The sequence below is a fragment of the Serratia sp. 25CWL12 genome (assembly GCF_055790885.1).
In genome coordinates this window covers 4,207,115-4,219,358 of the sequence record NZ_CM147698.1, presented here as the reverse complement: position 1 = coordinate 4,219,358, position 12,244 = coordinate 4,207,115, and the positions used below count along the sequence as shown (strand labels likewise).

Here is a 12,244-nt window from a genome sequence, read left to right as displayed (position 1 = left end):
TAAATCAATTGAACGCAATAAGCTGACAGAAAATAAGTGAATTATTCACGCAGATATTTACTTAAGATAACCAGCAGCCACCATTTAGAGATAGGCTGTGTCGGCGCTGAAACGCATTGCCGTTGTAGAGGCTTGGTTGTTGTTGAGGCTTAGTTGTTGTAGAGGCTTAGTTGTCAGGATTGAATATTAGGCAGGAATTCCAATTTTGGCTGAATGCATTACGGCAGGAAAAAGATCATCTACTTGATAAACCCGAACGTCAATAAAGTTAAAAAAAACGCCGGATTAACCGGCGTGATAAAAATCATTCAGTTTACTGTTGCGCAAGCAAGAATTTAACAACATCAGCAAATTGCTGCCCTAAAGTATCCGTAGAGCTAGCATCAAGACCTTCGGTTCTCACCATGTATTTGCCATTAACAAATATCGCCGGAACACCTCGTAGTTGTAAATCATCTGCCGCCTTTTGTTGCTGAACGACCAACGCTTTTACCACAAAGCTATTTAATGCAGAATCATACTGCTCTGCAGATACGCCAGCATTGATAAAGACATTACGGATATCATCTGGCGTTTTTAAGGTTTGCTTCTTATGGATAGCCTCAAACATTGGCTGGGTAATTTTATCTTCAACCCCTAAAGCCATGGCTACCGCCCAAGCTTGGGTCACTTCTTTACCTAATGGACCCAGAAACTCGACATGATACTTGGTCATCTTTGTTCCTTCTGGCAGTGATTTTTTCACTGTGTCAGAAACATGATAAACCTCTTCAAACTGATAGCAGTGTGGGCAGTAAAAAGAGAAAAACTCCAGCACCTTCGGCTCACCCGGCACTGGATTTTTCAAGGTGATATATTGCTGACCATCACTGAATTGCGCAGCAGAAACACTGAATGCCATCAGCATGCCAACAAGTGCCAAGTAAATTTTTTTCATAAGACCAAATTCTCCATCATGTTAATACGTCAATACATTGGCATTAGCTGCAAAGGAGGTTCCTGCAACAGCTTCACCTGTTCTGTAAATGTTTTCACCTGAGTTAACCAAAAATCAGGCTCAATCATCCACGGAAAATTTTTAGGAAACGCGGGATCCTGCCAGCGACGAACCACCCATGCCAGATAATACACCATCCGCATGGCCCGTAATGGCTCAATCAATGCCAACTGACGGCGATCAAACTCGGCAAATTCCTCATAAGCTTCCAGCAAAATATTTAACTGTAGTTGTTGTTCCTGACGATTACCATGCAACAACATCCATAAATCCTGTACTGCGGGCCCATTTCGCGCATCGTCAAGATCGACAAACAACGGCCCATCGCGCCACAATATGTTGCCCGGATGGCAGTCACCATGCAAACGCAACGGTTGCCAGTCTAACTGCCAATGCGGTTTAATCGCCGCAATCAGAGTATCTGTGGCCTGTAAAAAAATATCGCGCTGCGATTTGGGTAGCAAATCACAGGCTGCAAGAACCTGCCGCGGTGCCGTGAGATATTCTTCAACCCCAATGGTGGGCCGCTCGACAAACAGATTTTCACTACCTACCAGATGAATATGGCCAAGATATCGCCCGACCCACTCTAACTGTTCAAGATTATCTATCTCATACTGCCGGCCACCTACACTGGGAAACAGCGTAAAAAAGAATCCTGCATGAGTATGTAAGGTCTTCCCTCTTAACATAAGTGGTGTTACCACCGGTATGTCGTTTTGAGATAAATCACGAGCAAATTGGTGTTCTTCCTCTATTTGCTCCTTACTCCAACGTTCTGGCCGATAAAATTTCACTACATAACGTTTACGGTCTTCATCCATAAACTGATAAACGCGGTTTTCATAACTATTCAGTGCTGTTAGCCCGGAATCGATACGCAAACCTATCCCCTCTAAGGCATCCATAATCAAATCAGGAGAAAGCGTTTCAAAATTAAATACAGCGTTGTTCATAACAACCATTCAGTTTATTAGATAACAACAACAGGCCAAGCATGAAAACCCTCGTACTTGGGTATATACCCATCACCATTCAAGCGGCAAGGGGCTGGCATTCCCCACGCATCCAAGTCAATGGATAAGCAAGCTTCAAGAACTTCACTGCGTTGCCACCTATCTGCAACTTGAACGGTCTTAGGTGTAAATTTTAATCTTTTATCACACCACGAGCGCGTAGCAGTGCCGTTTTGAAATCGTCTTCATAATCCTTTTTCAAACCTGGGATCTGCTCACTACCCGCACTACCGCGCATTTTAAGATGATAGATTAAAATATCATCACTTAAATCAGCCAGATCACCATGAAAACCCGCTTCTTGTGCCAACTTTTGTAAAAACTGTATCAGATTGAGGTCTGGATCCTGTTGCCAGGCTGGCTGCAATAGCTCAATCAACTCATTTAGGCGGTGCGTTTTCATATCAATATCATCCAATGAAACTGTTAGACCCACAAAGTAGCAGGCTTGTACGCACAGTGAAAGATCCTGCGTGTCAATAAAGGTAAATCCTGCTGTCCGCAAGGCTTTAGCGTTACAATCAAGACATGAGTAATAAGGTAGGATGATGATAACTATGTATGCAGAAATAACCGGTGTACTTCTCGCTGGCGGTCGCTCTACACGAATGGGTGGACAAGACAAAGGCTTGATTCAACTTGGTGATAAAGCCTTATACCAGCATGTATTGTGTCGGTTAACCCCACAGGTTAATCAGATTATCATCAGTACAAACCGTAATCTGCAATCTTATAAGAAAAGTGGATGGCCAATAGTCAGTGATCTAACTACAGACTATCCGGGCCCTTTAGCGGGGATCTTAGCAGGTCTCATCAACGTCAGTACCGAATGGATTGTATCAGTACCTTGCGATGTGCCAGATTTCCCTCTCAATTTGGTGGAGCACTTATGGCTGAATAAAGGGAGTTCCTTGGCAGCCTATGCCCATGATGGCGAACGCAATCACCCTACCTTCGCCTTATTACATACCAGTCTGGCGGCAGATTTAAATCATTATCTGGCACACAATGAACGTAAGTTGATGCTGTTTATGGCTAGCGTTAATGCTCGACAGGTGGTGTTTAACGGGCAACAAAGTGCATTCCGTAATTTGAATACGCCTGGGGATTGCCAGCAATGGTTACAGGAATCGGGGAGACAACAATAATGGGTACATTACCACCTTTGTTGGCTATTGCTGCCTACAGCGGTACCGGTAAAACAACGTTACTTAAACAACTAATCCCATTACTGGGACAACAACAGATCCGTGTTGGCCTGATAAAACATACGCATCATGATATGGACGTGGATACACCAGGTAAGGACAGCTACGAATTACGTAAAGCGGGTGCCGCTCAAACACTAGTGGCCAGTGATCGGCGTTGGGCATTGATGACTGAGATGCCGGAAGGACAGAGTTTAGATTTAAACTATCTAGCGGGCAGGTTCGATAGTAATAAAGTTGATTTAATCCTGGTTGAGGGATTTAAGCATGAACAACTGAGTAAAATTATTCTCTACCGCGAAGCGGTTGGTAAGCCACTTTCAGATATGCTGGATAAATATGTTATTGCTGTAGCCAGTGACACAAGGATTGAAGGCATCGCACCATGGCTAGATATCAATCAACCGGCAATGATAGCCTTATTTATTGCCCAATGGCTTGAATCAGAGAAGCGATAACTGTTTTATCGTACACAGCAAAAAGCCCCATGCTTGCGCACGGGGCTTTCTACTTGTTTGGATGCCTGGCAGTGTCCTACTCTCACATGGGGAGACCCCACACTACCATCGGCGCTACGGCGTTTCACTTCTGAGTTCGGCATGGGATCAGGTGGGACCACCGCGCTAAGGCCGCCAGGCAAATCAGGTTTCAGGTCACAGGAAACAGGTTTCAGTTAATCCACCTACCCCTATACACCTCAAAATCTTTGTTGCTCTCATCTTCAATCTGTAGAACAAGCTGATTATCGTTATCTCTCTCTACCCGATATCCTGGTATCAGGTCAAAACACCTTCGGTGTTGTAAGGTTAAGCCTCACGGTTCATTAGTACTGGTTAGCTCAATACATCGCTGCACTTACACACCCAGCCTATCAACGTCTTAGTCTTAAACGTTCCTTCAGGGACCTTAAAGGCCCAGGGAAGACTCATCTCGAGGCAAGTTTCGCGCTTAGATGCTTTCAGCGCTTATCTTTTCCGCACTTAGCTACCGGGCAGTGCCATTGGCATGACAACCCGAACACCAGGGGTGCGTTCACTCCGGTCCTCTCGTACTAGGAGCAAACCCTCTCAATCTTCCAACGCCCACGGCAGATAGGGACCGAACTGTCTCACGACGTTCTAAACCCAGCTCGCGTACCACTTTAAATGGCGAACAGCCATACCCTTGGGACCTACTTCAGCCCCAGGATGTGATGAGCCGACATCGAGGTGCCAAACACCGCCGTCGATATGAACTCTTGGGCGGTATCAGCCTGTTATCCCCGGAGTACCTTTTATCCGTTGAGCGATGGCCCTTCCATTCAGAACCACCGGATCACTAAGACCTACTTTCGTACCTGCTCGAGCCGTCACTCTCACAGTCAAGCTGGCTTATGCCTTTGCACTAACCTCACGATGTCCGACCGTGATTAGCCAACCTTCGTGCTCCTCCGTTACTCTTTGGGAGGAGACCGCCCCAGTCAAACTACCCACCAGACACTGTCCTCACCCCAGATTATGGGGCCGAGTTAGAACATCAAACATTAAAGGGTGGTATTTCAAGGTTGGCTCCATGCAGACTGGCGTCCACACTTCAAAGCCTCCCACCTATCCTACACATCAAGGCTCAATGTTCAGTGTCAAGCTATAGTAAAGGTTCACGGGGTCTTTCCGTCTTGCCGCGGGTACACTGCATCTTCACAGCGAGTTCAATTTCACTGAGTCTCGGGTGGAGACAGCCTGGCCATCATTACGCCATTCGTGCAGGTCGGAACTTACCCGACAAGGAATTTCGCTACCTTAGGACCGTTATAGTTACGGCCGCCGTTTACTGGGGCTTCGATCAAGAGCTTCGCGTTGCCGCTAACCCCATCAATTAACCTTCCAGCACCGGGCAGGCGTCACACCGTATACGTCCACTTTCGTGTTTGCACAGTGCTGTGTTTTTATTAAACAGTTGCAGCCAGCTGGTATCTGCGACTGGCTTCAGCTCCAGGAGTAAATCCCTTCACCTAACGCCAGCGTGCCTTCTCCCGAAGTTACGGCACCATTTTGCCTAGTTCCTTCACCCGAGTTCTCTCAAGCGCCTGAGTATTCTCTACCTGACCACCTGTGTCGGTTTGGGGTACGATTAAATGTTACCTGATGCTTAGAGGCTTTTCCTGGAAGCAGGGCATCAACTACTTCATCTCCGTAGAGACTCGTCATCGTGCCTCAGGGTTGATAGTAAACCGGATTTGCCTGGTCTACCCCCCTACACACTTGAACCGGGACAACCGTCGCCCGGATAGCCTAGCCTTCTCCGTCCCCCCTTCGCAGTAACACCCAGTACAGGAATATTAACCTGTTTCCCATCGACTACGCTTTTCAGCCTCGCCTTAGGGGTCGACTCACCCTGCCCCGATTAACGTTGGACAGGAACCCTTGGTCTTCCGGCGAGCGGGCTTTTCACCCGCTTTATCGTTACTTATGTCAGCATTCGCACTTCTGATACCTCCAGCAACCCTCACAGGTCACCTTCGCAGGCTTACAGAACGCTCCCCTACCCAACAACGCCTAAGCGTCGCTGCCGCAGCTTCGGTGCATGGTTTAGCCCCGTTACATCTTCCGCGCAGGCCGACTCGACCAGTGAGCTATTACGCTTTCTTTAAATGATGGCTGCTTCTAAGCCAACATCCTGGCTGTCTGTGCCTTCCCACATCGTTTCCCACTTAACCATGACTTTGGGACCTTAGCTGGCGGTCTGGGTTGTTTCCCTCTTCACGACGGACGTTAGCACCCGCCGTGTGTCTCCCGTGATAACATTCTTCGGTATTCGCAGTTTGCATCGGGTTGGTAAGCCGGGATGGCCCCCTAGCCGAAACAGTGCTCTACCCCCGAAGATGAATTCACGAGGCGCTACCTAAATAGCTTTCGGGGAGAACCAGCTATCTCCCGGTTTGATTGGCCTTTCACCCCCAGCCACAAGTCATCCGCTAATTTTTCAACATTAGTCGGTTCGGTCCTCCAGTTAGTGTTACCCAACCTTCAACCTGCCCATGGCTAGATCACCGGGTTTCGGGTCTATACCTTGCAACTATTCGCCCAGTTAAGACTCGGTTTCCCTACGGCTCCCCTATTCGGTTAACCTTGCTACAAAATATAAGTCGCTGACCCATTATACAAAAGGTACGCAGTCACCTAACAAGTAGGCTCCCACTGCTTGTACGTACACGGTTTCAGGTTCTATTTCACTCCCCTCGCCGGGGTTCTTTTCGCCTTTCCCTCACGGTACTGGTTCACTATCGGTCAGTCAGGAGTATTTAGCCTTGGAGGATGGTCCCCCCATATTCAGACAGGATAACACGTGTCCCGCCCTACTCATCGAACTCACAATCTGTGCATCTTCGTGTACGGGACTATCACCCTTTACTGTGCGACTTTCCAGACGCTTCCACTGACACACAAACTGATTTAGGTTCTGGGCTCTTCCCCGTTCGCTCGCCGCTACTAGGGGAATCTCGGTTGATTTCTTTTCCTCGGGGTACTGAGATGTTTCAGTTCCCCCGGTTCGCCTCCTGCCACTATGTATTCATGACAGGATAGTGCAACGAATTGCACTGGGTTTCCCCATTCGGGTATTGTCGGTTGTAACGGTTCATATCACCTTACCGACACTTTTCGCAGATTAGCACGCCCTTCATCGCCTCTGACTGCCTAGGCATCCACCGTGTACGCTTAGTCGCTTAACCTCACAACCCGAAAGTGTCTTGCTGTCTGACGACAGGTCACTTTGTGCTGTGATTATTTGAGAGACTCTTTCAACGTCATCAATGTCAGTTAACTCATTGATGCGCTGAAGTTTCAATTTTCAGCTTGTTCCAGATTGTTAAAGAGCAAAATACTTCGCAGCATACTGTTTCCAGCACACTCTGAAGTATATTCAATGACTTATGGTGGAGCTAAGCGGGATCGAACCGCTGACCTCCTGCGTGCAAGGCAGGCGCTCTCCCAGCTGAGCTATAGCCCCATACAGTCACTGCAGAGACCTTTATGATTACCAACTCAACAGGAGTTAATTCTTTCTTAGGCAAGGCATGCGACTACGACGTTTACTGTAGTAAACGAGTAGGAGCATAACGCAGCATAAGGAAGAATTTGGTAGGCCTGAGTGGACTTGAACCACCGACCTCACCCTTATCAGGGGTGCGCTCTAACCACCTGAGCTACAAGCCTATAAAGGTATTTCTGCTCGTTACTTTTCATCAGACAATCTGTGTGAGCACTTCACGCGAAGCAATATCTTTAGGTAAGGAGGTGATCCAACCGCAGGTTCCCCTACGGTTACCTTGTTACGACTTCACCCCAGTCATGAATCACAAAGTGGTAAGCGCCCTCCCGAAGGTTAAGCTACCTACTTCTTTTGCAACCCACTCCCATGGTGTGACGGGCGGTGTGTACAAGGCCCGGGAACGTATTCACCGTAGCATTCTGATCTACGATTACTAGCGATTCCGACTTCATGGAGTCGAGTTGCAGACTCCAATCCGGACTACGACGTACTTTATGAGGTCCGCTTGCTCTCGCGAGATCGCTTCTCTTTGTATACGCCATTGTAGCACGTGTGTAGCCCTACTCGTAAGGGCCATGATGACTTGACGTCATCCCCACCTTCCTCCGGTTTATCACCGGCAGTCTCCTTTGAGTTCCCGACCGAATCGCTGGCAACAAAGGATAAGGGTTGCGCTCGTTGCGGGACTTAACCCAACATTTCACAACACGAGCTGACGACAGCCATGCAGCACCTGTCTCAGAGTTCCCGAAGGCACCAATCCATCTCTGGAAAGTTCTCTGGATGTCAAGAGTAGGTAAGGTTCTTCGCGTTGCATCGAATTAAACCACATGCTCCACCGCTTGTGCGGGCCCCCGTCAATTCATTTGAGTTTTAACCTTGCGGCCGTACTCCCCAGGCGGTCGATTTAACGCGTTAGCTCCGGAAGCCACGCCTCAAGGGCACAACCTCCAAATCGACATCGTTTACAGCGTGGACTACCAGGGTATCTAATCCTGTTTGCTCCCCACGCTTTCGCACCTGAGCGTCAGTCTTTGTCCAGGGGGCCGCCTTCGCCACCGGTATTCCTCCAGATCTCTACGCATTTCACCGCTACACCTGGAATTCTACCCCCCTCTACAAGACTCTAGCTTGCCAGTTTCAAATGCAGTTCCCAAGTTAAGCTCGGGGATTTCACATCTGACTTAACAAACCGCCTGCGTGCGCTTTACGCCCAGTAATTCCGATTAACGCTTGCACCCTCCGTATTACCGCGGCTGCTGGCACGGAGTTAGCCGGTGCTTCTTCTGCGAGTAACGTCAATGTGATGTGCTATTAACACACCACCCTTCCTCCTCGCTGAAAGTGCTTTACAACCCTAAGGCCTTCTTCACACACGCGGCATGGCTGCATCAGGCTTGCGCCCATTGTGCAATATTCCCCACTGCTGCCTCCCGTAGGAGTCTGGACCGTGTCTCAGTTCCAGTGTGGCTGGTCATCCTCTCAGACCAGCTAGGGATCGTCGCCTAGGTGAGCCATTACCCCACCTACTAGCTAATCCCATCTGGGCACATCCGATGGTGTGAGGCCCGAAGGTCCCCCACTTTGGTCTTGCGACATTATGCGGTATTAGCTACCGTTTCCAGTAGTTATCCCCCTCCATCAGGCAGTTTCCCAGACATTACTCACCCGTCCGCCGCTCGTCACCCAGGGAGCAAGCTCCCCTGTGCTACCGCTCGACTTGCATGTGTTAAGCCTGCCGCCAGCGTTCAATCTGAGCCATGATCAAACTCTTCAATTAAAAGCTTGATTTGCTAAGTTAATAGCGATGCTCAAAGATTACTGCATGAATTTTACTTACATGAGTCACTCTTTAAGACTTGATATTTTTTTGTTGCCGAAGCAACTGGATATCGTCTTTGTGAGTGCCCACACAGATTGTCTGATAAATTGTTAAAGAGCGTGGTTACCAAAACTTCCTGGTAACGCGGGAGGCAGATAATACTTCTTCCCGCTGAAGAGTCAACCTTTTTCTCTACAAGAGACAGTGTTTTCACCGGGTTGCTTCTTCCTGCCTGGGCGACTTGTCAGCCGTTGTTCCCGAGCAGTGGAGGCGCATTATAGGGAGTTCTCAGTTCACCGCAACCCCTAAATTCAAAAAACATTTCAACCGCGTCTTTTTTCGGCAAAGCGCGCTTTTATTCATCTTTTTATCTCTTTTTATTCGGAAAATAGCCATAAACCAGGCTCGCTCTGACGTAAACTGACGGATAACGATGCAGTCAAAGGAAATAGTTGTCATGCAATTTAATATTCAACAACAGGCCGCACAGCGTAATCTTTCCTATTTGCTTGCGGAAAAGCTTGGCCGAAAAATTCTGGCTGGTGAATATCAGGCTGGCTCTATTCTTCCTGGCGAGATGGAGTTGGGAGAAAAATTTGGAGTTAGTCGCACCGCAGTACGTGAAGCGGTAAAAATACTGGCAGCCAAAGGGATGCTGTTGCCACGTCCACGAATTGGTACTCGCGTCATGCCACAAAACCAATGGAATTTTCTCGATCAAGATTTATTGACCTGGTGGATGACAAAGGAGAACTTCGACCAGATTATGCAGCATTTTCTTATCCTGCGGGCTTCTCTGGAACCCCAAGCATGCTCACTGGCCGCAACTCAAGCGACACCACATCAGAAAACGCAATTAACTCTCTTGATGGCAGAAATGAAAGCACTGCACATTAATTTTGACCGTGACCACTGGATTGATATCGATACCCGCTACCATCAGCTTATATACCAAGCCAGCGATAATCCGTTTCTGATTTCATTTGCCAACCTTTTCAGCTCGGTTTATCGAAACTATTTTCAAGCTATTACCGACAATGAAGTCATCAAGCTACAACAACATCAAGCCATTGTTGATGCCATCATAGCGGGTGACAGTATCTCGGCATTGACTGCCTGTCAGATATTGTTACAAGACAACACTTAAATGAAGATGGGGATAACCCTAGATGGCGGCGATGTTGAACCTTGCAAGGAGTTGGCTGGTCACTTAGTTTGACATCTGTTGAGTTAACGCTGACCAACGGAAGCTCGTTGCATCAATTCAGGTGTCAGCACTAGAAGTTGAGCATCACGCTCAGGATCCTGCAATCGATTGATTAATGCGTCGATCGCCAGTTCTCCCAGGGAGTCTTTCGGTTGATGAATAGTGCTTAGTGGGGGAACCAGATACTGTGCCAGCTCAATATCGTCATATCCAATGACTGCCATATCCCTCGGTACCACAAGCCCCGCCTGATATAGCGCCTGATAAACCCCCACAGCAATGGCATCATTCCCTGCAAATACCGCATGTGGCGGATTATCCAGTGCCAAGAGTTGTTTCATGGCGTTGACTCCACCAGCAAACTCAAAATCGCAATGTACTTCATAGCCTGGCAGAATTTCGAGCCCTGAACGTTGCATGGCACGGCGATAACCTTCCAAACGATGGCCCGCGGTCATTTTATCCTGCGGCCCAGCAATACACGCTATTTGGCGATAGCCCCTGGCAATCAGATGATCGGTTGCCATTTCGCCCCCCAATAACGAGTTATCCTTAATAATATCGTTGGCTCCATCGAATGGGGACCAATCCATCATCACGATAGGTAAAGAGGGGTAACGGCTAAACGCATCTTGTGAAGTTCGATGATTCTCAGTACACATAACCAACAAACCATCAACACGCTTTTGCAGCAGTGTTTCAATACTGTGGTTCATTCGCTCCAGGTCTTCTTCGGTATTACACAAGATCAAGCTATAACCACGTTCGTAACAGCTTCGTTCAACACCACGGACTACTTCGGCATAGAAAGGGTTATTACTGGATGTCACCAACATACCAATAGTATGCGTGGTGTTAAGTTTCAGGCTGCGGGCCAAAGCGGAGGGAGCATAATTAAGTTGTTCTATCGCCACCATGACTTTGGCGCGCACACTATCACTGACAAAGCGATTATTATTAATCACATGTGACACTGTCGAGGTTGAAACACCCGCCAAGCGGGCGACATCTTTCATGGTAGCCAAAATTTACCCCTGGTGCTGCAGGAAGGTGTCTATCTCTTCTCGCCATGGTACTGAGGGTTGAGCGCCTGGGCGAGTAACCGCTATCGCTGCTGCCGCATGGGCAAATCGCACCGCCTCACTGATTGCTTTGCCTTCAAGTAAAGCGGTAACCAATGCACCATTGAACGTATCACCAGCCGCTATGGTGTCCACTGCTTTAACCTTAAAACCGGGAACCAGTTTGCCACCATCACCCTGTTCACTTAACCACACACCTCGGCTACCAAGGGTAATAATCACACGGCTAATGCCTTTATCATGTAATACCTTGGCGGCTCGAGCGGCATCATCATCATTATTGATGGCAATACCCGTGAGTCGCTGTGCTTCTGTTTCATTTGGGGTGATCATATCGACCATCGCCAGCAAATCATCAGGTAATTCACAGGCAGGCGCGGGGTTAAGAATAACCTGAGTCTGGTGCTGTTTTGCCAGTTTGGCTGCGGCTATCACCGTTTCAAGTGGTGACTCAAGCTGCATCAATAGCGCATCAGCATCAATCACTTTTTGTTGATAGCGACGGAGATAATCAGGGGTCACGGCAGCATTGGCTCCCGCATCAATCCCAATAACATTCTCACCGTCTTCATTGACAAAAATCAGGGCGACACCAGTGGTGTTACCAAGAATAGCTTCTATTGGTTGGGTATCAATGCGATCAGTAACCAGTTGTTGGCGAATACGTTCACCAATATCATCAGCGCCAACACAGGCAATAAAGGTAATATCAGCCCCACTACGCCCAGCAGCGACCGCCTGATTAGCTCCTTTGCCACCAAAAGCAACTTTATACTGCTTGCCTATCACCGTTTCGCCCGGCAAAGGAAATTGTTTTACATTGAGGATATGGTCGGCGTTGATACTGCCTAACACCACCAACTTGCCAGTTTGCATCGCATTG

Annotated in this window: 8 protein-coding genes, 2 tRNA genes and 3 rRNA genes; 3 read left to right on the top strand and 10 right to left on the bottom strand. The window is 48.1% G+C overall.

The annotated features are described in order from the left end of the window. Window positions 1–313: 313 nt before the first annotated feature. The 3 genes from dsbA to ACX9GV_RS18390 all read right to left on the bottom strand — a co-directional run bounded on the left by dsbA (window position 314) and on the right by ACX9GV_RS18390 (window position 2,416). Entirely contained in the window at window positions 314–937 is a 624-nt protein-coding gene (dsbA, locus tag ACX9GV_RS18400) for a thiol:disulfide interchange protein DsbA (protein ID WP_473196475.1), read from the bottom strand. Window positions 938–966: 29 nt separating this feature from the next. Then, entirely contained in the window at window positions 967–1,953 is a 987-nt protein-coding gene (locus ACX9GV_RS18395; protein ID WP_037384397.1) for a serine/threonine protein kinase, read from the bottom strand. 193 nt (window positions 1,954–2,146) lie between these two features. Continuing rightward, window positions 2,147–2,416, bottom strand: a complete 270-nt coding sequence (locus ACX9GV_RS18390; RefSeq protein ID WP_037384405.1) for a YihD family protein — start codon at window positions 2,414–2,416, stop codon at window positions 2,147–2,149. Between the two features lie 154 nt (window positions 2,417–2,570). On the opposite strand from ACX9GV_RS18390, the gene mobA reads away from it, so the two are divergent. After that, window positions 2,571–3,161 carry a molybdenum cofactor guanylyltransferase MobA gene (gene mobA, locus ACX9GV_RS18385; RefSeq protein WP_473196474.1) on the top strand — a complete coding sequence of 197 codons (591 nt, stop codon included), beginning with the start codon at window positions 2,571–2,573 and terminating at the stop codon, window positions 3,159–3,161. Then, the gene (gene mobB, locus ACX9GV_RS18380) at window positions 3,161–3,679 is read left to right on the top strand and encodes a molybdopterin-guanine dinucleotide biosynthesis protein MobB (protein WP_037384391.1); all 519 of its coding nucleotides are present in this window, start codon (window positions 3,161–3,163) and stop codon (window positions 3,677–3,679) included. The genes mobA and mobB overlap by 1 nt, the downstream gene beginning before the upstream one ends. A 63-nt stretch (window positions 3,680–3,742) precedes the next feature. On the opposite strand, the gene rrf is transcribed toward mobB, so the two are convergent. From rrf to ACX9GV_RS18355, 5 genes are all read right to left on the bottom strand, one after another. Next, a 5S ribosomal RNA gene (rrf, locus tag ACX9GV_RS18375) occupies window positions 3,743–3,858 on the bottom strand. 165 nt (window positions 3,859–4,023) lie between these two features. Next, a 23S ribosomal RNA gene (locus ACX9GV_RS18370) occupies window positions 4,024–6,930 on the bottom strand. A gap of 202 nt (window positions 6,931–7,132) precedes the next feature. After that, window positions 7,133–7,208, bottom strand: a tRNA-Ala gene (locus tag ACX9GV_RS18365). Between the two features lie 129 nt (window positions 7,209–7,337). Then, window positions 7,338–7,414: transfer RNA gene (locus ACX9GV_RS18360), tRNA-Ile, on the bottom strand. Window positions 7,415–7,488: 74 nt separating this feature from the next. Then, window positions 7,489–9,030: ribosomal RNA gene (locus ACX9GV_RS18355) — 16S ribosomal RNA — on the bottom strand. Together the 16S, 23S and 5S rRNA genes with 2 tRNA genes alongside form the textbook arrangement of a ribosomal RNA operon. Window positions 9,031–9,529: 499 nt before the next feature. Between ACX9GV_RS18355 and ACX9GV_RS18350 the strand changes: the two genes are divergently transcribed. Beyond that, window positions 9,530–10,219 carry a FadR/GntR family transcriptional regulator gene (locus ACX9GV_RS18350; RefSeq protein WP_023489581.1) on the top strand — a complete coding sequence of 230 codons (690 nt, stop codon included), beginning with the start codon at window positions 9,530–9,532 and terminating at the stop codon, window positions 10,217–10,219. An 83-nt stretch (window positions 10,220–10,302) separates the two neighbouring features. On the opposite strand, the gene rbsR is transcribed toward ACX9GV_RS18350, so the two are convergent. Continuing rightward, entirely contained in the window at window positions 10,303–11,304 is a 1,002-nt protein-coding gene (gene rbsR / locus ACX9GV_RS18345) for a ribose operon transcriptional repressor RbsR (protein ID WP_473196473.1), read from the bottom strand. 3 nt (window positions 11,305–11,307) lie between these two features. Next, a complete protein-coding gene (rbsK, locus tag ACX9GV_RS18340) occupies window positions 11,308–12,237 on the bottom strand; it encodes a ribokinase (protein WP_473196472.1) in 930 nt (309 codons plus the stop codon). Window positions 12,238–12,244 lie beyond the last annotated feature (7 nt).